Origin of the sequence: Burkholderia seminalis, assembly GCF_001718535.1 — a bacterium.
In the GTDB taxonomy this organism is placed as follows: domain Bacteria; phylum Pseudomonadota; class Gammaproteobacteria; order Burkholderiales; family Burkholderiaceae; genus Burkholderia; species Burkholderia seminalis.
The window spans coordinates 345,794-371,899 of the sequence record NZ_CP013398.1; the positions used below are offsets into that span (position 1 = coordinate 345,794).

Sequence of the window (26,106 nt, forward strand, 5' to 3'; positions counted from 1 at the left end):
ACGCGATCCGAGGACAGGCAATCCGCGCCGGCCGGAGCCGGTAGACCAGCCAGGAGGGCGCGGATGATAGTGGTGCTGATGCTGACGACGGTGCCCGATGCGGCGACGGCTGCAGCGCTGTCCGATGGCGCGCTCGACGCGCGGCTGGCCGCATGCGTGTCGGAGCTCGGCGCGATCAAGTCGCGCTATCACTGGCAGGGCAAGGTCGAAACGGCCGACGAGATCCAGTTGCTGTTCAAGACGAGCCCCGTGCGGGCGCTCGAACTGGAGCGATTTATTCTCGCGCATCATCCGTACGAGACGCCCGAAATCGTCTCGTGGCAAACGACGGCGTCGGCCGCGTATGGCCAGTGGGTGACCAGCGAAACTCAACGTCTATTTCATGTTTAACGGTATGGCGCTTTCCGTGCGCGTGCGCGCGCTGCGGTTCCTGGCAGTCCTGTTGTCGTTCGCGGTCATGCTGGGCGGCCTGTCGGTCGCGCGCGCGGCCGACGATTTCCTCGATCCGTCGGTCGCGTTCAAGTTCAGCGCGAGCGAGTCGCCGGGGCAGGTGGACGTCCGCTTCAAGGTCGCCAACGGCTATTACCTGTACCGCGAGCGGTTCGCGTTCGCGGTGAAGAGCGGACAGGCGACGCTTGGCGAGCCGCAATTCCCGGCCGGCCACGTGAAGTTCGACCAGACGTTCCAGAAGAACGTCGAGACCTATCGCGACGAAGTCGTCATCCACGTGCCGGTGAAGCAGGCGGCCGGGCCGTTCGACCTCGCGGTGACGTCGCAGGGCTGTGCGGACGAAGGGATCTGCTATCCGCCGACCGAGCACGTCGTGAAGGTCGGCGGTGCGGCGCTCGGCGCCGCGTCGTCGTCCAGTGGAGACGCGGCGGCCGCGGGCAGCTGGTTCGACAAGGTCACGAGCGCCGATTTCGCGCAGTCGCTGCTCGAAGGCCACGGCTTCTTCACGATCGTCGCCCTGTATTTCGTCGCGGGTGTCGTGCTGAGCCTCCTGCCCTGCTCGTACCCGATGATCCCGATCGTGTCCGCGATCATCATCGGCCAGGGCACGCGGGCGACACATGCACGCGGCCTCGCGCTGTCGCTGACCTATGTGGTCGGCATGGCGCTCGTCTACACGGTGCTCGGCATTGCCGCGGCACTGGTCGGCCAGAGCCTCGGCGCGTGGCTGCAGAACCCGTGGGTGCTCGGCGCGTTCGGCGTGCTGCTGACCGCGTTCGCGGTATCGCTGATCTCGGGCAAGGACATTGCGTTGCCCGCACGCTGGCAGAACGGCGCGGCCGAAGCCTCGAGCGCGCGACAGGGCGGCCACTTCGTCGCGGTCGCGGCGATGGGCGCGTTGTCGGCGCTGGTCGTCGGCGCGTGCATGACGGCGCCGCTGTTCGCCGTGCTCGCCTTCATTGCGCACACCGGCAATGCACTGCTCGGCGGGGCGGCGCTGTTCGCGATGGGGCTGGGGCTCGGCGTGCCGCTGCTGGTCGTCGGCGTCGGTGCCGGGACGGTGCTGCCGCGCGCAGGTGCGTGGATGGACGGCGTGAAGGTGTTCTTCGGCATCGTGCTGCTCGCGGCCGCGCTGTGGATCGTGTGGCCGGTGCTGGCAGGCGGCCTGAAGATGGTGCTCGCCGCGTTGTGGCTGCTGGTCGCGGCCGCGGCGCTCGGCCTGTTCACGCCGAATGCCGGCGCCGCGTCGATCTGGCGCCGCCTCGGCAGGGGCCTTGGCGCCGCGCTCGCGATCTGGGCCGCGACGCTGCTCGTCGGCCTGGCGGCCGGCTCGACGGATCCCGTGAAGCCGCTGGCCGTGCTGGCGGCACGCACGGCGGCGTCCGGCGGCGCTGCGGCTGCCGGCGCGGCCGCCGCGCAGGACGGCCCCGCGTTTGCGTCGGTGCGCTCCAGCGGCGAACTCGACGCGCTGCTGAAGACGTCTGGCAAGCCCGTGATGCTCGACTTCTACGCGGACTGGTGCGTGAGCTGCAAGGAGATGGAGCATCTGACGTTTACCGACGCTCGCGTGCAGGCGCGTCTCGCACAGCTCCATCTCGTGCGCGCGGACGTCACCGCGAACAATCCGGACGACCAGGCGCTGCTCAAGCGCTTCAACCTGTTCGGGCCGCCGGGCATCATCTTCTTCGATCGCAGCGGCAACGAGATCGGGCGCGTGGTCGGTTATCAGGCGGCCGAGACGTTCCTGCGCAGCCTCGACCGCGCCGCCGTCCCGACGGTGTAGCGAACGAGGGCGTTCGACGCGGCATCGGCCTCGATCGGCGGTAAACAAAAAACGGCGGAACACCGAAGTGTCCCGCCGTTTTTCGTTGGGCCTGCCGGCGCGCGATCAGCGCTGCGCTTTCAGCAGGCGCGCGGCGTCGAGCGCGAAGTACGTGAGCACGCCGTCGGCGCCGGCGCGCTTGAACGCGAGCAGCGATTCGAGCACGACCTTGTCGTGGTCGAGCCAGCCGTTCATCGCGGCCGCCTTCAGCATCGCGTATTCGCCGCTCACCTGGTACACGTAGGTCGGGAAGCGGAACTCGTCCTTCACGCGGCGCACGATGTCGAGATACGGCATGCCGGGCTTGACCATCACCATGTCGGCGCCTTCGTCGATGTCGAGGCGCACTTCGCGCAGCGCTTCGTCGCTGTTCGCCGGATCCATCTGGTAGGTCATCTTGTTGCCCTTGCCCAGGTTGGATGCCGAGCCGACCGCATCGCGGAACGGACCGTAGAACGCCGACGCGAACTTGGCCGAATAGGCCATGATCCGCGTGTGGATGTGGCCGTCGCTTTCCAGCATTTCGCGGATCGCGCCGATGCGGCCGTCCATCATGTCCGACGGCGCGACGATGTCGACGCCGGCTTCAGCCTGCGCGCGCGCTTGATCGATCAGGATCTCGATCGTGTCGTCGTTGATCACGTAGCCGTTCTCGTCGAGCACGCCGTCCTGGCCGTGGCTCGTGTACGGGTCGAGCGCGACGTCGGTCAGCACGCCGAGCTCGGGGAAGCGTTTCTTCAGCTCGCGCACCGCGCGCGGAATCAGGCCTTCCGGATTGGCTGCCTCGCGGCCGTCGGGCGTCTTCACCGACGGCTCGATGGCCGGGAACAGCGACAGCACGGGCACGCCGAGTTCGACGCATTGCTCGGCGACGTGCATCAGCAGATCGACCGACACGCGCTCGACGCCGGGCATCGACGGCACCGGCTGCCGTTCGTTGGTGCCTTCGACGACGAACACCGGGTAGATCAGGTCGTCGGTGGTCAGGCGGTTTTCGCGCATCAGGCGGCGGGAGAAGTCGTCGCGGCGCATCCGGCGCGGACGATGAAGCGGATGGAAGCTCATGGCGATTTGGCAGAAATCAGGGCGGTAAGGACCTTACGGAACCCTTAGGTGATTTTTGAGAGCGTTGGTATATGATAGCGATCGAGCGGCACGCGTCGCGTGCAGCTCCCCGCTTCTCCTCCCTGAGCGGGTGCCTGTCGTTTTTCGATTAGGCTGTTTGACCCGCCGTCCAACGGCGGGTTTTTTTATGAGCCGGCCGAATCCGCAGGCGCCATCAGGTGCGCGCCGCCGATCCCGGCCGCGCGTTGCCCGATCATTGTGCTACAGGCTCGCCTTTTTCGTCGGCGACGGACGGCCGCACCCAGCTCTCGATCAGCTCATGTGCCTCGTCGAGCCCCGTGCGCTTCAGCGCGGAGAACAGCTGGACCGTCAGCTTGCCCTGGACGCCCTGGTCGCGATACGCATCGAGCCCCTTTTGCGTGGTCCGCAGCGCGTTGATGCTTTCCTGGCGCGTCAATTTGTCGCACTTGGTCAGCAGCGTGTGGATCGGCTTGCCGGTCGGCGTGAACCACTCGATCATGCGGCGATCGAGGTCGGTCAGCGGACGGCGCGAATCCATCATCAGGATCAGGCCGCAGAGCTGCGAACGCGTCGCGAGGTAGGACGACAGCAGCATCTCCCAGTGCGCCTTGGCGGCGCCGGGCACTTCCGCGTAGCCGTAGCCGGGCAGGTCGACGAGGTTCGCGACGGGCTCGGCGGCCGGGCCGACGGAGAAGTAGTTGATATGCTGCGTGCGGCCGGGCGTCTTCGACGCGAAGGCCAGCCGCTTCTGGTTGCACAGCACGTTGATCGCCGTCGACTTGCCGGCATTCGAGCGGCCCGCGAACGCGATTTCCGGCTGGACCGTCGGCGGCAGGTCGCGCAGATGGTTGACGGTCGTGTAGAAGCGGGCTTGATGGAGCAGAAAGGCCATGGGAACCGGAAGGACGGGCGGCGCGAGCCGCTTGGTGGAGGCGGGGTAGCCCCGATAGGCGCGGGAGCTTTCAACGCGATATTGTACAATACGGCGGTTTTACCGAAGGCCACCCGGCGCCTGCCTCGCGCTTTTATGTGGCTTCTGCGGTAGACTGGTCGCCGTCGTTTTTTGCAGAACCTCAAATTCCCACAAGACGAAACAGGGTGTGCGAATGAATCGACTGTGCAAGTCTCTGATGGTGCTTCAGGTTGCAGCAGGGTTCGTAGGTTTCGTAGCGGAGGCAAACGCGGCGGATGCGGCAAAGCCGGATCTCGACCGCGGCAAGGCGATTGCCGGGCAGGTCTGCGCGTCGTGTCACGGCGCCGACGGCAATAGCGCATCGGCCAGTTTCCCGAAGCTGGCCGGCCAGCATCCCGAATATCTGGTCAAGCAGCTGAACGACTTCAAGACGCAGCCGGGCGCGAAGGGGCCGGCGCGCAATAACGCGGTGATGGTCGGATTCGCGAGCGCGTTGAGCGCGGACGACATGCGCAACGTCGCCGCGTACTACGGGTCGCAGACGACGAAGCTCGGTACCGCACGCGACGCGGCGACCGTGCCGGTCGGCCAGAAGATCTATCGCGGCGGCATCGCGGAGAAGGGCGTCCCCGCCTGCGCGAGCTGTCACGGGCCGACGGGGCAGGGGATGCCGGTCCAGTATCCGCGTCTGTCGGGGCAGTGGGCCGATTACACGGTCGCGCAGTTGACCGCGTTCCAGCAGGGTGCCGGCGCGCGCAACAACAACGAGGCGATGCATCAGATCGCCACGCGCCTGTCGGACAACGAGATCAAGGCCGTCGCGGATTACATCGCGGGCCTGCGTTGACCGGCCGGTCGCGAACCGAATGACCGGTCGCCCGCAGGGCGGCCGGAGCCAGAACAAGAAAAGGGTGGGGCGCCGCGCCAGTGCGGCCGCCTTGCCCTTTTTTGTTGTCAGTTGGAGTTTGAATGAGCGTTACCACGTCGGGGTTGCAGTCGAAGTCGGGTCAGGGTGCGTCGAGGCGCGCGGTCGAGTTGCTGAGCTCGATGCGCTTCGCGATCGCGCTGCTGGTGGTGCTATCGATCGCGAGCATCATCGGGACGGTCCTGACCCAGGATGATCCGTATCCGAACTACGTGAACCAGTTCGGGCCGTTCTGGGCGGACATCTTCCGCTCGCTCGGCCTGTACAACGTGTACAGCGCGTGGTGGTTCATGCTGATCCTGATCTTCCTCGTCGTGTCGATCTCGCTGTGCGTGATCCGCAACGCGCCGAAGATGCTCGCCGATGCGAAGAGCTGGAAGGACAAGGTCCGCGAAGGCAGCCTGCGCGCGTTCCACCACAAGGCCGAGTACTCGGCTTCTGGCACGCGCGCGAGCGTCGCGGCGACGCTCGCCACCTTCGTCACCAAGGCCGGCTACAAGCACGTCGTGCGTGAAAACGACGGCGCGACGCTGATCTCCGCGAAGCGCGGCGCGATGACCAAGTGGGGTTACATCTCCGCCCACCTCGCGATCGTCGTGATCTGTATCGGCGGCCTGCTCGACAGCAACCTGCCGATCAAATTCCAGATGTGGATGTTCGGCAAGAGCCCGGTCAACACGAGCGCGACGATCAGCGAGATCTCGCCCGACCATCGGCTGTCCGCGTCGAACCCGACGTTCCGCGGCTACGCGTGGGTGCCCGAGGGCCAGTTCGTGTCGACCGCGATCCTGAACCAGCCGAGCGGCTCGCTGATCCAGGATCTGCCGTTCTCGATCCAGCTGAACAAGTTCATCGTCGACTACTACACGACGGGCATGCCGAAGCTGTTCGCGAGCGACATCGTCGTGATCGATCGCGAGACCGGCCAGAAGATCCCGGCGCGCGTCGAGGTTAACAAGCCGTTCACGTACAAGGGCGTGTCGATCTACCAGTCGAGCTTCCAGGACGGCGGCTCGCAGATGCAGATGACGGCCTACCCGATGACGGGCGGCAGCGCGACGACCCTCCCCGTGAAGGGCACGATCGGCAGTTCGGCGCCGCTGCAGGTGCCCGGCGCCGACGGCGACACGATCGAGTTCTCCGATTTCCGCGCGATCAACGTCGAGAACATGGCCGACGCGAACGGCAAGCCGGACGTGCGCGGCGTCGCGACGACGAGCTCGCTGAAGGAAGTGTTCGACGAGCGGCTCGGCTCGGGCGCGAAGACGTCGAAGCCGACGCAGCTCCACAACATCGGCCCGTCGGTGCAGTACAAGATCCGCGGCAAGGACGGCCAGGCGCGCGAATTCAACAACTACATGCTGCCCGTCGACATGAACGGCGAGCGCGTGTTCCTCGCCGGCGTGCGCGCGAGCCCGAACGATCCGTTCCGCTACATGCGGATCCCGGCCGACAGCCAGGATTCGATCGGCGAATGGATGCGCCTGCGCGCCGCGCTGGAGGATCCGGCCGTGCGCGCCGAGGCCGCCGCGCGCTTCGCGCAGCGTTCGCTGCCGGGCACCGACGCATCGCTGCGCGGCCGCCTGCAGGACAGCGCATCGAAGGTGCTGACCCTTTTTGCTGCAAGCGACGACAGCGTCGGCCGCGGTGCCGACGGCCAGCCGGTCGGCGGCTTCCAGGCGGTGGCGACGTTCATCGACCGCTCGGTGCCGAAGGCCGAGCAGGAGAAGGCGGCGAGCCTGCTGCTGCGGATGCTCGAAGGCTCGATGTGGGAGGTCTGGCAGATCGCGCGCGAGCGTGCCGGCGAGCCGGCCGCCCAGCAGGGCACCGAGACGATCCGCTTCGTGCAGAACGCGATCAATGCGCTATCCGACAGCTTTTTGTATGGATCGCCGGTCTATTTGCAGCTTGACTCATTCAAGCAGGTGCAAGCTTCGGTATTTCAGTTGACGCGCGCACCCGGCAAGAATCTGGTGTATCTTGGCAGCCTGCTGCTGGTCGCCGGCATCTTCTCGATGTTCTACGTGCGCGAGCGGCGCCTCTGGTTCTGGCTGAAGGACGCCGGTTCGGGCGTCGATGTGGTGATGGCGATGTCCACGGCCCGCAAGACCTTCGATTTCGAGAAAGAATTCGTGCAGACGCGCGAAGCGGCCGGCGTCGCCTTGCGCGCCGCACCTCGCGACGCCGCGCCCGCCGGTGCGGCATCGACGGCCCGCCCGCCTGCCGGCGGCGGTTCCGATTCCGAGAATTCCACCCGGTAACATCATGGATCTCACGCAAGTTTCCTCTTCCCGTGCGGCGTCGGCCCAGGCGCCGGTTTCGTCGCCGCTGTTCGACGACCGTCCTTTCCTCGCGCGCCTGTCGCTGTTCGACTGGCTGTTCGCTCTGGCGCTCGTGGCGGGCGCGGGCTATGCGCTCGTGCACTACAACGCGCACATGGATTACTACGACAAGGCGGTGATGATCGGCACCGTGCCGGCGCTCGTCGCGCTCGGCTGGCGCTGGAAGCCCGCGCGGCTGATGATGGCGTCGATCGCCGTGCTGTCGCTGCTGTCGATCCAGATCTACCAGGGCGATCTCGCGCGCGCCGATTCGGCGTTCTTCCTCAAGTACTTCCTGTCGAGCCAGTCGGCGATCCTGTGGATGAGCGCGCTGTTCGTGCTCGCGACGATCTTCTACTGGATCGGCCTGCTCGCGCGCTCGGAAACGGGCGCCGCGATCGGCCAGAAGCTCACGTGGGTCGCCGTGCTGATGGGCTTCACGGGGCTGATGGTGCGCTGGTACGAGTCCTACCTGATCGGCTCGGACGTCGGCCACATCCCGGTTTCGAACCTCTATGAAGTGTTCGTGCTGTTCAGCCTGATTACCGCATTGCTGTACCTGTATTACGAAGGCCACTACGGCACGCGTTCGCTCGGCGCGTTCGTGCTGCTGGTGATCAGCGCGGCGGTCGGCTTCCTGATGTGGTACTCGGTCGCGCGCGATGCGCAGCAGATCCAGCCGCTCGTGCCGGCGCTGCAGAGCTGGTGGATGAAGATCCACGTGCCGGCGAACTTCATCGGCTACGGCAGCTTCGCGCTGTCGGCGATGGTGTCGGTCGCGTACCTGATGAAGGAGCGCGGCGTGCTCGCCGATCGCCTGCCGACGCTCGAAGTGCTCGACGACGTGATGTACAAGTCGATCGCGGTCGGTTTCGCGTTCTTCACGATCGCGACGATCCTCGGCGCGCTGTGGGCAGCCGAGGCATGGGGCGGCTACTGGAGCTGGGACCCGAAGGAAACCTGGGCGCTGATCGTATGGCTGAACTACGCGGCGTGGCTGCACATGCGGCTGATGAAGGGCCTGCGCGGCGCGGTCGCTGCATGGTGGGCGCTCACCGGCCTGCTGGTCACGACGTTTGCGTTCCTCGGCGTCAACATGTTCCTGTCGGGGCTGCACAGCTACGGCAAGTTGTAAGATTTCCGCCGCTCGTCCGACTATCGAACCGCCGGTGCACTGCGTGCCCGGCGGTTTTGTTTTGTAACGGGCGGGCGAACCGGGCGTCGAACGGCGCACGACGGGCCGGGTCGAACGCTCATGAAGCATGCGCGCCGCGCATGCAGGAGGAACAGCACGATGTGGATCAAACGCCCTTTGCGGAACGTACTGACCGGCGGTGATATTTCGTCCAGCGAGGTCACGCCGCGCGCGGTATTCGAGAACCGGCGGCGCGTATTGCAGGCGGCCGGCCTCGCGGCGGCGGGCGGGCTGCTCGGCGGCAGCGGCGCGGCATTCGCCGCGTATGCGTCGCCCGACGCGCGGGCGACGAAGCTCGCGGCAAAAACGAATCCGAAGTTCGTCGCCGCCGACAAGGTGACGCCGTTCAAGGACATCACGTCCTACAACAACTTCTACGAGTTCGGCACCGACAAGAGCGACCCGGCGCAGAACGCCGGCACGTTGCGGCCGCGCCCGTGGCGTGTGAGCGTCGAGGGCGAGGTGCTGCACCCGAAGGTGTTCGATCTCGACGAACTGATGAAGCTCGCGCCGCTCGAGGAGCGCGTGTACCGGCTGCGCTGCGTCGAGGGATGGTCGATGGTGATTCCGTGGATCGGTGTGCCGCTGTCCGAGCTGATCAAGCGCGTGCAGCCGACCGGCAACGCGAAATACGTGCAGTTCATCACGCTGGCCGATCCGTCGCAGATGCCCGGTCTGTCGACGCCCGTCCTCGACTGGCCGTATTCGGAAGGGCTGCGGATGGACGAGGCGATGAACCCGCTGACGCTGCTGACGATGGGCGTCTACGGGCAGGTGCTGCCGAACCAGAACGGCGCGCCGGTGCGGATCGTCGTGCCTTGGAAGTACGGCTTCAAGAGCGCGAAGTCGCTCGTGAAGATCCGCTTCGTCGACAAGCAGCCGAAGACGAGCTGGAACACCTACGCGTCGAACGAGTACGGCTTTTATTCGAACGTGAATCCGAACGTCGATCATCCGCGCTGGAGCCAGGCGACCGAGCGGCGCATCGGCGAGGACGGCTTCTTCACGCCGAAGCGCAAGACGCTGATGTTCAACGGCTACGGCGATCTCGTCGCGTCGATGTATCAGGGCATGGACCTGAAGAAGAACTTCTGAACGCGACCGTGAGAAACGACATGCCTCCTCCGACGCTCACGCCCGCGCGTGCCGCGGGCGCCGGGCCGGCCGCGCGCGCGGCGCGAAACGGTGCGGTCCGACCCGCCGCGCCGCGCTGGCTCGTGCCGGCCAAGGTGCTGGTGTTCGCGGCCGGCCTCTATCCGCTTGCGCGTCTCGTGCTGTTCGGGCTGACCGACCGGCTCGGCGCGAATCCGATCGAATTCATCACGCGTTCGACGGGCCTCTGGACGCTCGTCTTGTTGTGCATCACGCTCGCCGTCACGCCGCTGCGGCGCATGACGGGGTTCGCCGCGCTGCTGCGTTTTCGCCGGATGATCGGGCTGTTCGCGTTCTTCTACGCGACGCTGCACTTCACGACCTACCTGTGGTTCGACAAGTGGTTCGACGTCGTCGCGATCCTGAAGGACGTCGGCAAGCGTCCGTTCATCACGGTCGGCTTTGCCGCGTTCGTGCTGCTGATCCCGCTCGCCGCGACATCGACGCGCGCGATGGTGCGCCGGCTCGGCCGCCACTGGGCGACGCTGCATCGCACGATCTACGCGATCGCGCTGTTCGGCGTGCTGCACTTCTGGTGGATGCGGGCCGGCAAGCACAATCTCGCGCAGCCGAAGCTCTATGCGGCCATCGTCGCCGTGCTGCTCGGCTGGCGGCTGATCGCATGGGGATGGCGGCGCGTGCGTGCGTGACGGCGCGGCCTGGAAAAACAAAAGGCGATGACTGGAAGTCATCGCCTCGTTTCGCCGGCCGCGCGGGCGGCCTCGCGTCGTTACTTCGCGGCGGCCGGGCTCGATGCCGGCGCGGGCATGGTCGATGCGCCGCTCGACAGCTCGGGCGACAGCGTGAGCGGCGAGCCCGACGTGTCGGGTGTGTCGTCGGACGACGCGTTTTCATCGGTCGGTTTCACGTCCGACGGCGGCGTATCCTGCTGCTGGAGCGGCTTGGGCATCGGAGGCACGGTGGGCAGATAGAGCGCGCCGCTTTGACCGCAGCCGGCAAGAATCGCCAAAGCCGCTACAATCGCGCTCATCCGGAAAACGACTCGCATGATCGTCCCTGAACAATTGAACCGATAGAGTTTAGCATGTCCGATACCGAATACCTGACCCGTGCCGAGGCCGTGCTGATGGCCGTCGAGCGTACCGTCGACGCCGCGAACGACGGCGACCACGACATCGATCTGGAGCGTAACGGCAGCGTCCTGACGCTGACGTTCGAGAACGGCTCGAAGATCATCGTCAACCTGCAGCCGCCGATGAAGGAAGTGTGGATCGCCGCGAAGGCGGGCGGATTCCACTACCGTTTCGTCGACGGTCAATGGCGCGATACGCGCACGGGCACCGAGTTCTTCTCGGCGCTCTCCGAATACGCGACCCAGCAGGCCGGCTTGCCGATCACGTTCAGCCTGTGACGTGCCGGGGCGCCGGAGCCCGAGCGTTGCCGCCAAAGAAAAAGCGCCCCGCGGGGCGCTTTTTTCATGTCCGGGCCGTGTGTCAGTGGCCGCGGAACAGGTTCATGATGTCCTGCTTTTCCTGTTCGTCGACGTGCGGGACCGCTTCGTCGACGCCCTGCGCGGCCGGTGCCTGCGGTACGCCGACCGTCGACACGAAGCCGTGACCCGGCGTGAATTCGGTGAAGTACAGCTCGCTGCCGAGCGATTCGACACCGTCGGGCATCGTCGGCTTGAACTCGGGCACGCCCTTCAGCGCCGCGCCCATGTAGTCGATCCAGACCGGCAGCGACAGGCCGCCGCCCGTTTCGCGATCGCCGAGGCTGCGCGGGTTGTCGTAGCCGATCCACGCGATCGCGGCGAGCGTGTGCTGGTAGCCGGCGAACCACGCGTCGTGCGAATCGTTCGTCGTGCCGGTCTTGCCCGCGAGGTCGGTGCGCTTCAGGATGTTGGTCCGTGCGCCCGTGCCGCGCTGCGCGACGCTCTGAAGCAGGCTGTTCATCACGTACGCGTTGCGCGCGTCGATCGCGCGCGGCGCGTTCTGCTCGGCGACGAGCGGTTGCGCGCGGGCGACGATCGCGCCGTTCGGATCGGTGACTTCGGCGATCAGGTAAGGATTGACGCGGTAGCCGCCGTTCGCGAACACCGAGTACGCGCCGGCCATCTGCAGCGGCGTGACCTGGCCGGCGCCGAGTGCCATCGGCAGGTAGGCCGGATGGCGCTCGGCGTCGAAGCCGAAGCGCGTGATGTACTGCTGCGCGTACTTCGTGCCGATGTGGTTCAGGATCCGGATCGACACGAGGTTGCGCGAGCGCTGCAGCGCGGTGCGCATCGACATCGGGCCCTCGAAGCCGCCGCCGTAGTTCTTCGGCTCCCACGGCTGGCCGCCCGTTTCCGCGGCACTGAAATACAGGGGGCCGTCGTTGATCACGGTGGCCGGCCCGAGGCCCTTGTCGAGGGACGCCGAGTAGATGAACGGCTTGAACGACGAACCCGGTTGCCGCCACGCCTGCGTGACGTGGTTGAACTTGTTCTTGTTGTAGTCGAAGCCGCCGACGAGCGAGCGGATCGCGCCATCCTGCGGGACGATCGACAGGAACGCGCCTTCGACCTGCGGCAATTGCGTGATCGACCACTTGCCGGTGTCGTTCTTCACGACGCGCACGATCGCGCCGGGGCGGATGCGGCGGTTCGGCTGCGCGTTGGCCGACAGCGCGCCCGACGCGAAGCGCAGGTTGTCGCCCTCGACCGTCGCCGTGCTGCCGTCGATGAATGCCACCGTGATCTGGCGCGGGCTCGCGGCCGTGACGACCGCGGCAATCAGCTCGCCGTTGTCGGGATGTTCGAGCAGCGCGTCGTCGATCGCCTGTTCGCGGTCGTCGGCACCGGCGGGCAGCTCGATGAAGCCTTCCGGCCCGCGATAGCCGTGGCGGCGTTCGTAATCCATGATGCCCTTGCGCAGCGCGGTGTACGCGACCTGCTGGTCCGCGGAATCGATCGTCGTGACGACGTTGAAGCCGCGTGTGTAGGTTTCCTCGCGGTACTGCGCGTACATCATCTGTCTGACCATTTCCGCGACGTACTCGGCGTGCACGCTGAAATCGCGTCCCGGGCCCTTGACGACGAGCGGTTGCGCGACGGCTTCGTCGTACTGCTCGCGCGTGATGAAGTTCAGCTCGAGCATCCGCTGCAGGATGTATTCCTGGCGCACCTTCGCGCGTTTCGGATTGACGACCGGGTTGTACGCGGACGGCGCCTTCGGCAGCCCCGCCAGCATCGCGGCTTCCGCGAGGCTGATGTCCTTCAGGTCCTTGCCGAAATAGACCCGCGCGGCGCTCGCGAAGCCGTACGCGCGCTGGCCGAGATAGATCTGATTCATGTAGACCTCGAGAATCTGGTCCTTCGTCAGCGCGCGCTCGATCCGGTACGCGAGCAGCATCTCGTAGATCTTGCGCGTGTAGGTCTTCTCGCTCGACAGGAAGAAGTTGCGGGCGACCTGCATCGTGATCGTGCTCGCGCCCTGCGACGCGTGGCCGTTCGTCAGCGCGACGAAGCCGGCGCGGATGATGCCGGTGAGGTCGACGCCGCCGTGATCGTAGAAGCGCGCGTCCTCGATCGCGAGGATCGCCTTCTTCAGCGAGTCGGGCACGTCCTTGAAATGCACGACGTCGCGGCGCTCCTCGCCGAATTCGCCGATCAGCACGTGATCGGACGTATAGATGCGCAGCGGCACCTTCGGGCGATAGTCCGTCAGCGCGTCGAGCGACGGCATGTTGGGCCAGGCGATGACGAGGGCATAGCCGAGCACGAGGCCGCCGGCCACGACGGCGGCCACGCACATCGCGGCGAAGCCGAGCAGGACTTTTTGCCACCAGGGCCGCTTCTTCTTCGGCTCCGGGGCGGGAGGCGGGGACGTAGGAGTCGTGGATTGCATAGGCACACCGGAAAACAGTCCCGCGATTATAGCTGCCCGGTAACACCGGTCCTGGCGCGGGGGGCGCCCGCCGGCAAGCCGCGGGTCGGCGGGCCGCCAGTATGACCCGCGCACGGCCGCCGCCGGCCGCTGCTGGCCGTTTGGCCGACTGTCGGCCCTGCAAGCCGCTTTGCAGAATCAGGTCTCGGCAACGTGGCGTGGGCCGCGACGATTTCGGGAGGCTGGGATGGCGGGACGATGGGTAGCGCGGTTGGCGCAGGGCAAGCACCGGTCGACGGGGATCGACATCGGCGCGGACGAGCTGAGGGTGGTCGTGCTGAGCCGGCGCGGCCGGGGCGCGGACGTGCGGGTCGAGGGGCTCGAGCGGGAGCCTGTCGGATTGTGCGGCGGGCCGGAAGACGCGCGCTGGGCCGCGGTCGCGCGGGCGCTGGCGGCAGCCGTCGCGCGGCTGTCGGCGGCCGACGTGCGGTGCGACACGCGCGGCGTGATGGCGTTGCGCGATGACGAGATACGTACCGCGACGCTCGACCTGGCCGGGCGTCACGACATCCCGGACGCCGCGCGGCAGGCGGCCGAGCGCATCTCGGGGCTGGCGCCGGACAGTTTCGCGTTCGACTGGCGGCAGCACGGCGGCGCGCGATCCGGTGAAATCGCGGTGGCCGTGGCCCCGCTGGCGCTGCTGGAGCGGCGGATCGACGTGGCCGCCCAGGCCGGTATCGACCTGACCGCGGTCGACGGCGAGTCGGCCGCGATGCTGCGCGCGTTGCGCTATGCCGCTCAGTTCGAACTCGACGCGCAGGGTTCGTACGCCGCGCTCTGGTTCCGCGACTCGGAGGTGCGAGGCTGGCGAATCGAAGGGCCGCTGGCAGTTCCGGTGCTCACGCTGTCCGGCCTCCCTCCGGAGGCGCTTCCCGATGCGCTGCGCCGGTGCGCGCTCGGCGCCGTGCGCCGTGTGTTCGTCGCCGGGGACGAGCGAAGCATCGCGTGCTTCGATACGTCCGTCGCGGAGATTGGCGACGTGCTTGGCTCGGCGGTGGTGCCGTTCGACTGCACGGGCTGGGACGGGCAGCCATGCGCGCCCGGCGGCATGCCGGGCGGCCCGGCATTCGCCGTTGCATTCGGGCTGGCGTTGCGCGGGGTGTGGGAATGATGGCCGACCAGGCGGCACTCGGCGGCTTCAACCTGCTGCCGTACCGCGAGCGGCGGGCGCACGCGTTGCGGCGTCGCCGGGCTGTGCAGTGCGGGGCGGCGATCCTGCTCGGCGTGCTCGGCGCCGCACTGTGGACGGGCGCGGCCACCTGGATGCGGTGGCGCGCGGACGCCGCGCGCATAGGCGTGGAGACGCGGCTGCGGCAGTTGCAGCCGCGGGTGTATGCCGCGACGCGCGCCGCCGATGCGGCGGCAGTCATCGCGCGGCGCGATGCACAGGTCGCCGCGCTTGCCGCACCGTACGAGCGCGCCGCGGGGCTGCTGGCGACACTGGCGCGGGTGCGCGACGACGGCGTCCGGCTCGACACGCTGCGCACGACGCCGGCCGGGGCCGTGCTCGAGGTGCGTGCCACGAGCTATCGGGCAGCCGCGCGATGGCTTGCCGGGATGGCGCGCGAGCAGCGCGACTGGCGGATCGACGTGGATGCATTGAAACCCGTGTCGAGCGCGCCGGTCCCCCTGGCCGGGTTGCCGCTGCGGTTTTCGGTTCAATTGCGCTGGCACGACGCGATGCCGTCGCGGACCTCGACGGGAGACGGCGCATGACGGCGATCACGCATTGGCCTGCGCCGCGTGGCGATGCGTGGCCAGGCGGCATGCGGCGGGTCTCGCCGGGGGCCCTGCATGCCGCCGGCTGCGTGCTGACGTTCGTGGCCGTGCTGGCGGGCGGCATTCATCTGGCGAATGCGGCCGACTGGAGCGGGCTCGCGCAGAGTCGCGCGTTGCTCGCCACCGCGCAGGGGCGTGTGGTCGACGCGCAGCGCGTACTCGGGGCCGCGGAGCCCAGGCACGAGACCCGTTTGCCGCCGACGCATGGCGACCGCGCGCCGGGCGCGCCGGAATGGGCGGCGCTGATGCTGGAATTGGCCGATCTCGCCGCGTCGAGCGGGCTGCACGGCGTATCGATCGAGCCGCAGCCCACCGACGGCGCGGCGCGGGATGGCCGGCGCACCGTGCGTATCGTTGCCGACGGCGGCTTTCGCGCGCTGTCGACGATGGTCGGCGGGCTGGCGCGCTTTCCGGTGCTGGCGGTGCCGTCGGCGCTGCGTGTCGAGCGAGGCATGCAGTCGACACGGGTGGACATGTCTGTCGACGTGTATCCGGCGCTGCCGGCGGCATCGTCCGCACGCGGCACGATGCCGCTTCAGGCCGCTGCGCTCGACGCCGATCCGTTCGGCGGGGAAGCCGACGGGAGGGCGGTCCGCCTCGCCGGCACGATTCGCGACGCGCGTGCCGGTCTCGCGTTGTTCGACGACGGAGACGGCGTGTTCACCGCCGTGGCGCCCGGCGAAGCGCTGGGGGCAGTGCGCGTGGTGCGCGTCGAGCCCGCGGCGGTGATGCTCGCGACGGCGGACGGCGCGCACCGGGTCGTCCTGGACGACGGAGGGCGGCCATGATGAAGCACGGCTGTCGGGTACTCGCCGTCTGGGCCGGATTGACGGCGGCCGGTGCGGGCGCGTCGTTGCCGCCGCTGCCGGCAGTCTGGCCCGCCGCGTCGGTGGAGGCGCCGGCGCCGGCGCCGGGTCTGCCGCTGCCGCACGGGAGCGTGGACGGCGCGGACAGCGCGGCTCCCGAGGAAGCCGGCCCGCCGCCGTCCGGCCAGGCTGCTCGCGCGGTGCTTCAGGCGGAGCCCGCTCCACCGGCGCCGCAACTGGAGGGGCCGCCGATTCCGTTGGCGCCGCCGGCCCGGATGAGCGACGCCGCTGCGCGGCAACCCGACGATGCGGACGACGCGCGACGAATCTCGCTGAATCTGCAGGGCGCCGGGCTCGCGGCCGCGTTCGACGCATTCGCGCGGTTCACGGGGCTCAATATCGTCGTCGGCGAGCAGGTGCGAGGCACCGTCACGTTACGTCTGAATAATGTGCGCTGGCGCGATGCGTTCGACACGCTGCTCGACACCCACGGGCTCGCGATGTCCCGGCGCGGCAACGTGATCTGGGTCACGCCGGCGGCCGAGCTGGCCGCCCGGGAGCGCGAGCGCTTCGAAATGCATGCGCGGGCCGCCGATCTGGAGCCGCTCGCGAGCCGCACGTTCGCGCTGCACTACCCGCGCGCGCAGGACGTGCAGCGGCTGCTGGCCGGCGCGACCGGCCAGCGCCTGCTGTCGAAACGCGGCGCCGCGGCGGCCGATCCGCGCACGAACCTGCTGTTCGTCACCGATCTCGCGCCGCGCCTCGCGCAGATCGCGAGCCTGATCGACGCGATCGACCGGCCGTCGCGGCAGGTCCGGATCGAGGCCCGCATCGTCGAGGGCGAGCAGGGCTTCTCGCGCAACCTCGGTGCACGCGTCGCGCTGCGGGCGCAGGGGCGTCCGTCGGGGGGCGAGAGCGCCACGTTCACGGCCGACGCGCGCAACGCGCTCGACCTCGCCGCGCGGCCGCTCGGCGGCTTCGACGCGGCGACCGCCGGCTTCACGCTGTTCGCCGCGCCGCTCAGCCGTGTCCTCGACGTCGAGCTGAGCGCGCTGGAGGCGCAGGGGCGGGGCCAGATCGTCTCGCGGCCGCGCGTGGTGACGGCCGACCGCGTCAAGGCCATCGTCGAGCAGGGTTCGGAGCTGCCGTACCAGGCGAAGGTGGGCAATGGCGTGAGCGGCGTGCAGTTCCGCCGTGCGACGCTCAAGCTGGAGGTCGAGCCGCAGATCACGCCGGACGGGCGCGTGGTGCTGGATCTCGATGTGACGAAGGACAGCGTCGGCGAGCCGACGGCGGCCGGCCCGGCCATCCATACGAAGCATGTGCGGACGCGTGTCGAGGTCGAGAATGGCGGGACGGTCGCGATCGGCGGCATCTATGAACAACTGAACCGGAACGATGTGACGCGCGTGCCGCTCTTGGGCAAAATACCGTTTCTGGGCGCGCTTTTCCGGCATCGCGCGCAGCGCGACCAGCGCAACGAACTGGTCGTGTTCATCACGCCGACCGTCGTCGATGCGCGTTGCGATGGGCGCGACGCGGGCGATGCGGATCCCGATAAAACGGGGCCAGAAGGCGTCGGCGCAGGCTCGACAAGGCAGCCGCTTTGCCAGTAAGCTGCGCCACACACCAGCAAGATTGAAGCAGAGGAAGCCGTTGCAAGCGCGGGACCCACATGCAAACGTATTTTTCGTCGGCCTTATGGGAGCGGGTAAGACCACCGTGGGCCGTGCGGTCGCGCGTCGTCTCGACAGGACGTTCTTCGACTCCGACCACGAAATCGAGGCACGCACGGGCGCGCGCATTCCGGTGATCTTCGAGCTGGAGGGCGAGGCCGGATTTCGCGATCGCGAAACGCAGGTGATCGCCGATCTCACCCAGCGCGAGAACATCGTGCTCGCGACGGGCGGCGGCGCGGTGTTGCGCCCGGAAAATCGCGACTGCCTCAAAAGCAACGGCATCGTCGTCTACCTGCGCGCCAATCCGCACGATTTGTGGCTGCGCACGCGCAAGGACAAGAACCGCCCGCTGCTGCAGACCGACGATCCGAAGGGGCGTCTCGAGGCGCTGTACGAAGTACGCGACCCGCTGTACCGCGAATGCGCGGATTTCGTCATCGAGACCGGCCGTCCGTCGGTCAACGGTCTCGTCAACATGGTGCTGATGCAACTCGAACTGGCCGGCGTCATCGCCAAGCCGCTACAAGCATGATTACTGTCAACGTCGATCTGGGCGACCGAGCCTATCCGATTCACATTGGTGCCGGCCTGATCGGCCGCACCGAGCTGTTCGCGCCTCACATCAAGGGTTCGTCCGTCACGATCGTCACGAACACGACGGTCGATCCGCTCTACGGCGACGCGCTGCGCGCGGCGCTCGCGCCGCTCGGCAAGCGCGTATCGACGGTCCTGCTGCCGGACGGCGAGGCGTACAAGAACTGGGAAACGCTGAACCTGATCTTCGACGGCCTGCTGACGGATCGCGCCGATCGCAAGACGACGCTCGTCGCGCTCGGCGGCGGCGTGATCGGCGACATGACGGGCTTTGCCGCCGCGTGCTACATGCGCGGCGTGCCGTTCATCCAGGTGCCGACCACATTGCTGTCGCAGGTCGATTCGTCGGTCGGCGGCAAGACGGGCATCAACCACCCGCTCGGCAAGAACATGGTCGGCGCGTTCTACCAGCCGCAGGCCGTGATCGCGGACATCGGCGCGCTGACGACGCTGCCCGATCGCGAACTGGCGGCCGGCGTTGCCGAGATCATTAAGACCGGCGCGATCGCCGACGCGGCGTTCTTCGACTGGATCGAGGCGAACGTCGACGCGCTGAACCGTCGCGAGCCGGCTGCGCTCGCGCATGCCGTGAAGCGTTCGTGCGAGATCAAGGCGAGCGTGGTCGCGGCCGACGAGCGCGAAGGCGGTCTGCGCGCGATCCTGAATTTCGGCCACACGTTCGGCCATGCGATCGAGGCCGGGCTCGGCTACGGCGAGTGGCTGCACGGCGAGGCGGTCGGCTGCGGGATGGTGATGGCCGGCGACCTGTCGGCACGGCTCGGCCTGCTCGACGAAGCGTCGCGGCAGCGCCTCGACGCGGTGATCGCGGCCGCGCATCTGCCGACGCGCGGGCCCGCGCTCGGCGACGCGCGCTACATGGACCTGATGCGCGTCGACAAGAAGGCGGAGGCCGGCGCGATCAAGTTCATCCTGCTGAAGCGATTCGGCGATACGCTGATCACGGAGGCGCCAGACGAAGCCGTGTTCGCTACACTGGCGCAGACGACCCGATAACGGTGGCCCGGATGCCCCGGCGCCCCTGACATGGAGGAGACGTGAGCGAGACATCCAGCAGCACCTTGCCCGAAGCCGGCCGCGCATCCGCTGCGCCGGTGGCCGAGCCGCCGACGCTGGCGGCGCTGGAAGCCCATCTCGCTCCGTATGCCGCGCACGCGTCGCAATCGCGCGGCCGCCGCCATCCGGAAACCCCGCCGGCGGCGCGCACCGAATTCCAGCGCGATCGCGACCGCATCGTCCATTCGACCGCGTTCCGCCGGCTCGAATACAAGACGCAGGTCTTCGTGAATCACGAAGGCGACCTGTTCCGCACCCGCCTCACGCACAGCCTCGAAGTCGCGCAGATCGCCCGCTCGGTTGCCCGCAACCTGCGCCTGAACGAGGATCTCGTCGAAGCGATCTCGCTCGCGCACGATCTCGGCCACACGCCGTTCGGCCATGCCGGCCAGGACGCGCTGAATGCATGCATGCGCGACCACGGCGGCTTCGAGCACAACCTGCAGAGCCTCGCGGTCGTCGACGAGCTGGAGGAGCACTACGGCGCATTCAACGGGCTGAACCTGTGCTTCGAGACGCGCGAAGGCATCCTGAAGCATTGCTCGCGCGAGCATGCGCGCAAGCTCGGCGCGCTCGGCGAACGTTTCCTGCACGGCCGCCAGCCGTCGCTCGAAGCGCAGCTCGCGAACATCGCCGACGAAATCGCATACAACAACCACGACGTCGACGACGGCCTGCGTTCCGGCCTGATCACGATCGAGCAGCTTGCGGAAGTCGAGCTGTGGCAGCGTCACTACGAGGCGGCGCTCGCCGAATTCCCGCACCTCGAAGGCCGCCGGCTCGTGCACGAGACGGTGCGCCGCATCATCAACACGCTGATCGTCGACCTGATCGACGAAACGACGCGCAACCTCGTGCGCGTCGCGCCCGCGTCGCTCGACGACGTGCGCGCCGCGCCGCCGCTCGTGTCGCACAGCGCGACGGTCGCCGCTCAGGCAGCCGCGCTCAAGCGCTTCCTCTTCAAGAACCTGTACCGCCACTACAAGGTGATGCGCATGGCGAGCAAGGCGCAGCGCGTCGTCACGGGGCTGTTCGACGCATTCATCGACGATCCGCGCCTGCTGCCGCCGCCGTACCAGTCCGACGACGCGGCACATCAGCCCCGCCTCGTCGCGCACTACATCGCCGGCATGACCGACCGCTTCGCGCTGAAGGAATATCAGCGCCTGTTCGTCATCAACGACAACTGACTGTCACAAACGATCACTAGACTTCGCCGGTTCAATGGCGACGGGAATGTTGCACACGCTGTTGGTAACGTTTTCATAGGAGAGAGGTCGATGAAGAAGAAGCCTGCGGGGACACTGGTTCGTTCGATCGCGCTCGGCGGCGCGCTGATGTTCGGGGTGCAGCACGTGGCGCTCGCCGCGACTGAAATTCAGTTCTGGCATGCGATGGAGGCCGCGCTCGGCGAGCGGGTCAATGCGATCGCCGACCAGTTCAATGCGTCGCAAAGCGACTACAAGATCGTGCCGGTCTTCAAGGGCACCTACGACCAGGCGCTCGCGGCCGGCATCGCCGCGTATCGCAGCGGCAATGCGCCGGCGATCCTCCAGGTCTACGAAGTCGGCACGGCCACGATGATGCAGGCGAAGAAGGCCGTCGTGCCGGTCTACGACGTGTTCAAGCAGGCCGGCGTGCCGCTCGACGAAAAGGCGTTCGTGCCGACCATCGCGAGCTATTACAGCGACGCGAAGACGGGCCATCTCGTATCGATGCCGTTCAACAGCTCGACGCCGGTGCTTTACTACAACAAGGACGCGTTCAAGAAGGCCGGCCTCGATCCGAACCAGCCGCCGAAGACGTGGGCCGACGTGCAGGCCGATGCCGAGAAGCTGCGCAAGTCGGGGATGGCGTGCGGCTTCACGACCGGCTGGCAGGGCTGGATCCAGCTCGAGAACTACAGCGCGTGGCACGGGCTGCCGTTCGCGAGCCGCAACAACGGCTTCGACGGCACCGACGCCGTGCTCGAATTCAACAAGCCGCAGCAGATCGCGCACGTCGCGTTCCTGCAGCAGATGGCGAAGGACGGCACGTTCACGTACGCGGGCCGCAAGGATGAAGCGTCGGCGAAGTTCTACAGCGGCGATTGCGGGATCATGACGACGTCGTCGGGCGCGCTCGCGAACGTGCAGAAGTTCGCGAAGTTCAGCTACGGCACCGGCATGATGCCGTACGACGCGAACGTGAAGGGTGCACCGCAGAACGCGATCATCGGCGGCGCGAGCCTGTGGGTGCTGGCCGGCAAGGATCCGGCGACCTACAAGGGCGTCGCGAAATTCCTCGCGTACCTCGCTTCGCCGGCGGTCGCCGCGAAGTGGCATCAGGACACGGGCTACCTGCCCGTCACCAAGGCGGCCTACGACCTGACGCGCGAACAGGGCTTCTACGCGAAGAACCCGAGCGCCGAAACCGCGATCAAGCAGATGCTGAACAAGCCGCCGCTGCCGTACACGAAGGGGCTGCGCCTGGGCAACATGCCGCAGATCCGCACGGTGGTCGACGAGGAGTTCGAACAGGTCTGGGCGCAGAAGAAGTCGCCGAAGGACGCGCTCGATTCGGCCGCTTCGCGTGGCGACGAGCTGCTGCGCCGCTTCGAGAAGTCGGGCGGCTGAGCACGCATCGCGTCGTGCCGCCGGCGGCCCCGCGCATGAGCGCGTGTCGTCCGGCGGCGCGGTTTCCTTTCCGTTTCGCCTGACCGGATATCCGCGATGCAATCCCGTTCCCGTTTCGGTACGAGCCTGTTGCCGTACCTGCTGATCGCGCCGCAGCTCGCGATCACCGCCGTGTTCTTCCTGTGGCCGGCGGGCGTCGCGCTGTGGCAGTCGACGCAGACGCAGGACGCGTTCGGCACGTCGAGCGAATTCGTCGGCTTCGCGAACTTCGCGCACCTGTTCGCCGATCCGCTGTATCTCGATTCGTTCCGCACGACGCTCGTGTTCAGCTCGCTCGTCACGGTGAGCGGGCTCGTCGTGTCGCTGCTGCTCGCCGCCTGCGCCGATCGCGTGATCCGCGGCGCGCGCGCGTACCGCACGCTGCTGATCTGGCCGTACGCCGTCGCGCCGACGATCGCGGCCGTGCTGTGGGCGTTCCTGTTCAACCCGAGCATCGGCCTGATCACCTATGCGCTCGCGAAGAGCGGCATCGTGTGGAACCACGCGCTGAACGGCGGGCAGGCGATGTTCCTGGTCGTGCTGGCATCGGTATGGAAGCAGGTGAGCTACAACTTCCTGTTCTTCTACGCGGGCCTGCAGGCGATCCCGCGCTCGCTGATCGAGGCGGCGGCGATCGACGGGGCCGGGCCGGTGCGGCGCTTCTTCAACATCGTGCTGCCGCTGCTGTCGCCGACGAGTTTCTTCCTGCTGGTCGTGAACCTCGTCTACGCGTTCTTCGACACGTTCCCGGTGATCGACGCGGCCACCGGCGGCGGCCCGGCGCAAAGCACGAAGACGCTGATCTACAAGATCTTCACGGAGGGCTTCCAGGGGCTCGACATCGGCAGCTCGGGCGCGCAGTCGGTCGTGTTGATGATCATCGTCGTCGGGCTCACGGTGATCCAGTTCCGCTTCGTCGAACGCAGGGTGCAATACGCATGATCGAAAATCGCAAGGGCTTCGACCTGTTCTGCCACGCGGTGCTGATCGCGGGCGTCGTGCTGATCGTGTTCCCCGTCTACGTCGCGTTCTGCGCGGCGACGATGAACGCGCAGGAAGTGTTCACGGTGCCGCTGTCGCTCGTGCCGAGCACGCACCTGTTCGAGAACATCGCGTACATCTGGGGGCACGGCAGCGGCGGCACGACGGCGCCGTTCGGCCGCCTGCTCGTGAACAGCTTCGCGATGGCGCTCGGCATCGCGGTCGGCAAGATCGCGGTGTCGATCCTGTCCGCGTACGCGATCGTCTATTTCCGCTTCCCGTTCCGCAACACGGCGTTCTGGCTGATTTTCGTCACGCTGATGCTGCCGGTGGAAGTGCGGATCTTCCCGACCGTGCAGGTCGTGTCGACGCTGCACCTGACGAACACGTACGCCGGGCTCACGATGCCGCTGATCGCATCGGCGACCGCTACGTTCCTGTTCCGCCAGTTCTTCATGACGCTGCCCGACGAGCTGATGGACGCCGCGCGCATCGACGGCGCCGGGGCGCTGCGCTTCTTCTGGGACGTGGTGCTGCCGCTGTCGAAGACGAGCATCGCGGCGCTGTTCGTGATCACGTTCATCTACGGCTGGAACCAGTATCTGTGGCCGATCCTGATCACGACGGAAGCGTCGCTGTCGACGGCGGTGGTGGGCATCAAGACGATGATCGCGAGCGGCGACGCCGCGACCGAATGGCAATACGTGATGGCGGCGACGCTGCTGGCGATGATCCCGCCGCTCGTCGTCGTGCTGGCGATGCAGCGCTGGTTCGTGCGCGGCCTCGTCGATTCCGAGAAATGAACCATGGACGGTAACCGGGAGAAGGACCAGGTATGGCTGCGCTGAGCTTGAAGGGCGTCAGGAAATCCTACGACGGCAAGCAGCATGTGCTGCACGGCATCGACGTGGAGATCGCGGACGGCGAATTCATCGTGCTGGTCGGCCCGTCGGGCTGCGGCAAGTCGACGTTGCTGCGGATGATCGCGGGGCTCGAGTCCGTGACGGACGGCGAGATCGCGATCGGCGAGCGCGTCGTCAACACGCTGGAGCCGAAGGATCGCGACATCGCGATGGTGTTCCAGAACTATGCGCTGTATCCGCACATGACGGTCGCGCAGAACATGGGCTACGGGCTGAAGATCCGTGGAATCGAGCGCGCGACGATCGATTCGCGGGTGGCCGCGGCCGCGAAGATCCTCGAGCTCGAGCCGCTGCTGGCACGGCGGCCGCGCGAACTGTCGGGCGGCCAGCGGCAGCGTGTCGCGATGGGGCGCGCGATCGTGCGCGAGCCGTCGGTGTTCCTGTTCGACGAGCCGTTGTCCAACCTCGACGCGAAGCTGCGCGTGCAGATGCGGCTCGAGATCCAGCGGCTGCATGCGCGGCTGGCGACGACGAGCGTCTACGTGACGCACGACCAGATCGAGGCGATGACGCTCGCGCAGCGCGTGATCGTGATGAACCGCGGCTACGCGGAACAGATCGGCGCGCCGGTCGACGTGTACGAGAAGCCGGCGACGGTGTTCGTCGCGGGCTTCATCGGCTCGCCGGCGATGAACCTGATGCACGGCCGGCTGTCGGATGACGGCGCGACCTTCACGGTCGCGGGCGGCGGCCCCGCGCTGCCGGTCGCCGGTGCGCCAGGCATCGGCGCGGAGATCGCCACCGGGCGCGACTGGGTGCTCGGCGTGCGTCCCGAGCACATGACGCCGCAGCCGGGCGTCGCGCAGGCGACGCTGCCGGTCGACTCGTGCGAGCTGCTGGGCGCGGACAACCTCGCGCACGGCCGCTGGGGCAACCACGACATCGCGGTGCGCCTGCCGCATGCGGACCGTCCCGCACGCGGCACGGCGCTCGCGGCCGCGCTGCCCGCGCACCGGCTGCATTTCTTCGATCCCGAAACCGGCAAGCGTGCCGGTTGAACCTGCTGCACTTGCCGAGAGACCGACGATGACCCTCCGCACCGACTGGCCCTATCCGCGCGTCGTCGCCCATCGCGGCGGCGGCACGCTCGCGCCGGAGAACACGCTTGCCGCGCTCGACGAGGGGGCGCGTCGCGGGCACCGGATGGTCGAGTTCGACGCGAAGCTGTCGGCCGACGACGTGACGTTCCTGCTGCACGACGACACGGTCGACCGGACGTCGAACGGCCACGGGCCGGCGGCGGGCATGCGTTATGCGGCGCTCGCCGCGCTCGACGCGGGCGCGTGGCGGGACGCGCGCTTCGCGGGCGAACGGATGCCGACGCTCGAGGCGGCGGCGGCGCGCTGCATCGCGCACGGGCTCGCCGCGAACGTCGAGATCAAGCCGTGCCCGGGGCGCGAGCGCGAGACCGGGCAACGCGTGGCGGCCGACGCGGCTGCGTACTGGCGCGCCGCCGCGGTGCCGCCGCTGCTGTCGTCGTTCTCGTTCGATGCGCTGCAGCAGGCACGCGCGACCGAGCCGGCGCTGCCGCGCGGGATGCTCTACGAAGCCGTGCCGGACGACTGGCACGCGCAGGTCGTCGGCGCGCTCGGCTGCGTATCGTTGCACGCAGACCACAAACGGCTCGACGAACCGCTCGTGCGCGCGATCAAGGCGGCCGGTCTGCGCATCCTGGTTTACACGGTGAACGATCTCGAACGGGCGCGCGAACTCGCGCGCTGGGGCGTCGACGCGGTCTGCACGGACCGGATCGACCTGATCGCCCCCGATGCGCTGGACGACATCGCCGTCGTCTGACGATCACGGCAGCGCCACGGCGCGGCTCGAGCGGGAACGTGCCTGACGCGAAAAAACAACGCCCCGGCGGG

General features: G+C 67.8%; 24 protein-coding genes. 20 read left to right on the top strand and 4 right to left on the bottom strand.

Translation table 11 applies throughout. From position 1 onward, the window contains the following. Positions 1-63: 63 nt before the first annotated feature. Both cutA and dsbD read left to right on the top strand, forming a co-directional pair. Positions 64-390, top strand: coding sequence for a divalent-cation tolerance protein CutA (cutA, locus tag WJ12_RS01565; protein ID WP_034189858.1), 327 nt, complete (start codon positions 64-66; stop codon positions 388-390). Then, a complete protein-coding gene (gene dsbD / locus WJ12_RS01570) occupies positions 383-2,233 on the top strand; it encodes a protein-disulfide reductase DsbD (protein WP_059557064.1) in 1,851 nt (616 codons plus the stop codon). The genes cutA and dsbD overlap by 8 nt, the downstream gene beginning before the upstream one ends. 105 nt (positions 2,234-2,338) lie before the next feature. Here dsbD and hemB read toward each other — a convergent pair whose 3' ends face one another. Both hemB and yihA read right to left on the bottom strand, forming a co-directional pair. Further along, complete coding sequence (gene hemB / locus WJ12_RS01575) at positions 2,339-3,337, bottom strand: porphobilinogen synthase (protein ID WP_021161736.1); 999 nt, start codon at positions 3,335-3,337, stop codon at positions 2,339-2,341. A 253-nt stretch (positions 3,338-3,590) separates the two neighbouring features. Next, positions 3,591-4,250, bottom strand: a complete 660-nt coding sequence (gene yihA, locus WJ12_RS01580; protein WP_034189856.1) for a ribosome biogenesis GTP-binding protein YihA/YsxC — start codon at positions 4,248-4,250, stop codon at positions 3,591-3,593. A gap of 214 nt (positions 4,251-4,464) precedes the next feature. On the opposite strand from yihA, the gene WJ12_RS01585 reads away from it, so the two are divergent. The 5 genes from WJ12_RS01585 (at position 4,465) to msrQ (ending at position 10,514) form a co-directional block, all read left to right on the top strand. Continuing rightward, positions 4,465-5,118: a c-type cytochrome gene (locus WJ12_RS01585; RefSeq protein WP_034189855.1), complete on the top strand. Its 654-nt coding sequence runs from the start codon at positions 4,465-4,467 to the stop codon at positions 5,116-5,118. 122 nt (positions 5,119-5,240) lie between these two features. Beyond that, entirely contained in the window at positions 5,241-7,457 is a 2,217-nt protein-coding gene (locus tag WJ12_RS01590) for a cytochrome c biogenesis protein ResB (protein WP_059557065.1), read from the top strand. Between the two features lie 4 nt (positions 7,458-7,461). Next, on the top strand, positions 7,462-8,652 hold the full coding sequence (ccsB, locus tag WJ12_RS01595) for a c-type cytochrome biogenesis protein CcsB (protein ID WP_049035624.1): 1,191 nt from the start codon (positions 7,462-7,464) through the stop codon (positions 8,650-8,652). A gap of 159 nt (positions 8,653-8,811) precedes the next feature. After that, complete coding sequence (gene msrP, locus WJ12_RS01600; RefSeq protein ID WP_034189863.1) at positions 8,812-9,807, top strand: protein-methionine-sulfoxide reductase catalytic subunit MsrP; 996 nt, start codon at positions 8,812-8,814, stop codon at positions 9,805-9,807. 20 nt (positions 9,808-9,827) lie between these two features. After that, entirely contained in the window at positions 9,828-10,514 is a 687-nt protein-coding gene (gene msrQ, locus WJ12_RS01605; RefSeq protein ID WP_034189852.1) for a protein-methionine-sulfoxide reductase heme-binding subunit MsrQ, read from the top strand. Positions 10,515-10,594: 80 nt separating this feature from the next. Here msrQ and lptM read toward each other — a convergent pair whose 3' ends face one another. Continuing rightward, a complete protein-coding gene (lptM, locus tag WJ12_RS01610) occupies positions 10,595-10,873 on the bottom strand; it encodes an LPS translocon maturation chaperone LptM (RefSeq protein WP_034189851.1) in 279 nt (92 codons plus the stop codon). 36 nt (positions 10,874-10,909) lie between these two features. Here lptM and cyaY point away from each other — a divergent pair, with 36 nt between their 5' ends. After that, complete coding sequence (cyaY, locus tag WJ12_RS01615) at positions 10,910-11,236, top strand: iron donor protein CyaY (protein WP_034189850.1); 327 nt, start codon at positions 10,910-10,912, stop codon at positions 11,234-11,236. 82 nt (positions 11,237-11,318) lie between these two features. On the opposite strand, the gene WJ12_RS01620 is transcribed toward cyaY, so the two are convergent. Then, positions 11,319-13,709 (bottom strand): penicillin-binding protein 1A, encoded by a 2,391-nt coding sequence (locus WJ12_RS01620; RefSeq protein ID WP_034189849.1) that lies wholly within the window; start codon positions 13,707-13,709, stop codon positions 11,319-11,321. A 226-nt stretch (positions 13,710-13,935) separates the two neighbouring features. Between WJ12_RS01620 and WJ12_RS01625 the strand changes: the two genes are divergently transcribed. The 12 genes from WJ12_RS01625 (at position 13,936) to ugpQ (ending at position 26,035) form a co-directional block, all read left to right on the top strand. After that, positions 13,936-14,859 (top strand): type IV pilus biogenesis protein PilM, encoded by a 924-nt coding sequence (locus tag WJ12_RS01625; protein ID WP_034189848.1) that lies wholly within the window; start codon positions 13,936-13,938, stop codon positions 14,857-14,859. Beyond that, the gene (locus tag WJ12_RS01630; protein ID WP_069245530.1) at positions 14,856-15,464 is read left to right on the top strand and encodes a fimbrial protein; all 609 of its coding nucleotides are present in this window, start codon (positions 14,856-14,858) and stop codon (positions 15,462-15,464) included. The genes WJ12_RS01625 and WJ12_RS01630 overlap by 4 nt, the downstream gene beginning before the upstream one ends. Then, complete coding sequence (locus WJ12_RS01635) at positions 15,461-16,315, top strand: hypothetical protein (protein ID WP_059557068.1); 855 nt, start codon at positions 15,461-15,463, stop codon at positions 16,313-16,315. Before WJ12_RS01630 ends, WJ12_RS01635 begins: the two co-directional genes overlap by 4 nt. After that, positions 16,312-17,949: a type IV pilus secretin PilQ gene (pilQ, locus tag WJ12_RS01640; RefSeq protein ID WP_059557069.1), complete on the top strand. Its 1,638-nt coding sequence runs from the start codon at positions 16,312-16,314 to the stop codon at positions 17,947-17,949. Before WJ12_RS01635 ends, pilQ begins: the two co-directional genes overlap by 4 nt. Positions 17,950-17,989: 40 nt before the next feature. Continuing rightward, positions 17,990-18,544, top strand: coding sequence for a shikimate kinase AroK (gene aroK, locus WJ12_RS01645; RefSeq protein WP_034189844.1), 555 nt, complete (start codon positions 17,990-17,992; stop codon positions 18,542-18,544). Beyond that, positions 18,541-19,620: a 3-dehydroquinate synthase gene (aroB, locus tag WJ12_RS01650; protein WP_059557070.1), complete on the top strand. Its 1,080-nt coding sequence runs from the start codon at positions 18,541-18,543 to the stop codon at positions 19,618-19,620. The genes aroK and aroB overlap by 4 nt, the downstream gene beginning before the upstream one ends. A 41-nt stretch (positions 19,621-19,661) precedes the next feature. Then, positions 19,662-20,870: a deoxyguanosinetriphosphate triphosphohydrolase gene (locus WJ12_RS01655; protein ID WP_034189842.1), complete on the top strand. Its 1,209-nt coding sequence runs from the start codon at positions 19,662-19,664 to the stop codon at positions 20,868-20,870. A 90-nt stretch (positions 20,871-20,960) separates the two neighbouring features. Continuing rightward, positions 20,961-22,295, top strand: coding sequence for a sn-glycerol-3-phosphate ABC transporter substrate-binding protein UgpB (ugpB, locus tag WJ12_RS01660; protein WP_034189841.1), 1,335 nt, complete (start codon positions 20,961-20,963; stop codon positions 22,293-22,295). Between the two features lie 96 nt (positions 22,296-22,391). Next, on the top strand, positions 22,392-23,276 hold the full coding sequence (ugpA, locus tag WJ12_RS01665) for a sn-glycerol-3-phosphate ABC transporter permease UgpA (RefSeq protein ID WP_034189840.1): 885 nt from the start codon (positions 22,392-22,394) through the stop codon (positions 23,274-23,276). Continuing rightward, the gene (ugpE, locus tag WJ12_RS01670; RefSeq protein WP_034189839.1) at positions 23,273-24,118 is read left to right on the top strand and encodes a sn-glycerol-3-phosphate ABC transporter permease UgpE; all 846 of its coding nucleotides are present in this window, start codon (positions 23,273-23,275) and stop codon (positions 24,116-24,118) included. The genes ugpA and ugpE overlap by 4 nt, the downstream gene beginning before the upstream one ends. Before the next feature lie 32 nt (positions 24,119-24,150). Next, positions 24,151-25,236, top strand: a complete 1,086-nt coding sequence (locus WJ12_RS01675; RefSeq protein ID WP_059557071.1) for a sn-glycerol-3-phosphate import ATP-binding protein UgpC — start codon at positions 24,151-24,153, stop codon at positions 25,234-25,236. Between the two features lie 28 nt (positions 25,237-25,264). Next, positions 25,265-26,035 carry a glycerophosphodiester phosphodiesterase gene (gene ugpQ / locus WJ12_RS01680; protein WP_034189837.1) on the top strand — a complete coding sequence of 257 codons (771 nt, stop codon included), beginning with the start codon at positions 25,265-25,267 and terminating at the stop codon, positions 26,033-26,035. The last annotated feature ends 71 nt before the right edge of the window (positions 26,036-26,106 follow it).

Coding starts and splice junctions, on each gene's coding strand:
- dsbD (WP_059557064.1), top strand. CDS start 383: ATGTTTAACGGTATGGCGCTTTCCGTGCGCGTGCGCGCGCTGCGGTTC.
- msrQ (WP_034189852.1), top strand. CDS start 9,828: ATGCCTCCTCCGACGCTCACGCCCGCGCGTGCCGCGGGCGCCGGGCCG.
- WJ12_RS01620 (WP_034189849.1), bottom strand. CDS start 13,709: ATGCAATCCACGACTCCTACGTCCCCGCCTCCCGCCCCGGAGCCGAAG.
- ugpE (WP_034189839.1), top strand. CDS start 23,273: ATGATCGAAAATCGCAAGGGCTTCGACCTGTTCTGCCACGCGGTGCTG.
- WJ12_RS01590 (WP_059557065.1), top strand. CDS start 5,241: ATGAGCGTTACCACGTCGGGGTTGCAGTCGAAGTCGGGTCAGGGTGCG.
- WJ12_RS01585 (WP_034189855.1), top strand. CDS start 4,465: ATGAATCGACTGTGCAAGTCTCTGATGGTGCTTCAGGTTGCAGCAGGG.
- WJ12_RS01635 (WP_059557068.1), top strand. CDS start 15,461: ATGACGGCGATCACGCATTGGCCTGCGCCGCGTGGCGATGCGTGGCCA.
- cyaY (WP_034189850.1), top strand. CDS start 10,910: ATGTCCGATACCGAATACCTGACCCGTGCCGAGGCCGTGCTGATGGCC.
- ccsB (WP_049035624.1), top strand. CDS start 7,462: ATGGATCTCACGCAAGTTTCCTCTTCCCGTGCGGCGTCGGCCCAGGCG.
- lptM (WP_034189851.1), bottom strand. CDS start 10,873: ATGCGAGTCGTTTTCCGGATGAGCGCGATTGTAGCGGCTTTGGCGATT.
- ugpQ (WP_034189837.1), top strand. CDS start 25,265: ATGACCCTCCGCACCGACTGGCCCTATCCGCGCGTCGTCGCCCATCGC.
- msrP (WP_034189863.1), top strand. CDS start 8,812: ATGTGGATCAAACGCCCTTTGCGGAACGTACTGACCGGCGGTGATATT.
- WJ12_RS01630 (WP_069245530.1), top strand. CDS start 14,856: ATGATGGCCGACCAGGCGGCACTCGGCGGCTTCAACCTGCTGCCGTAC.
- WJ12_RS01625 (WP_034189848.1), top strand. CDS start 13,936: ATGGCGGGACGATGGGTAGCGCGGTTGGCGCAGGGCAAGCACCGGTCG.
- ugpA (WP_034189840.1), top strand. CDS start 22,392: ATGCAATCCCGTTCCCGTTTCGGTACGAGCCTGTTGCCGTACCTGCTG.
- hemB (WP_021161736.1), bottom strand. CDS start 3,337: ATGAGCTTCCATCCGCTTCATCGTCCGCGCCGGATGCGCCGCGACGAC.
- aroB (WP_059557070.1), top strand. CDS start 18,541: ATGATTACTGTCAACGTCGATCTGGGCGACCGAGCCTATCCGATTCAC.
- ugpB (WP_034189841.1), top strand. CDS start 20,961: ATGAAGAAGAAGCCTGCGGGGACACTGGTTCGTTCGATCGCGCTCGGC.
- WJ12_RS01675 (WP_059557071.1), top strand. CDS start 24,151: ATGGCTGCGCTGAGCTTGAAGGGCGTCAGGAAATCCTACGACGGCAAG.
- cutA (WP_034189858.1), top strand. CDS start 64: ATGATAGTGGTGCTGATGCTGACGACGGTGCCCGATGCGGCGACGGCT.
- pilQ (WP_059557069.1), top strand. CDS start 16,312: ATGATGAAGCACGGCTGTCGGGTACTCGCCGTCTGGGCCGGATTGACG.
- yihA (WP_034189856.1), bottom strand. CDS start 4,250: ATGGCCTTTCTGCTCCATCAAGCCCGCTTCTACACGACCGTCAACCAT.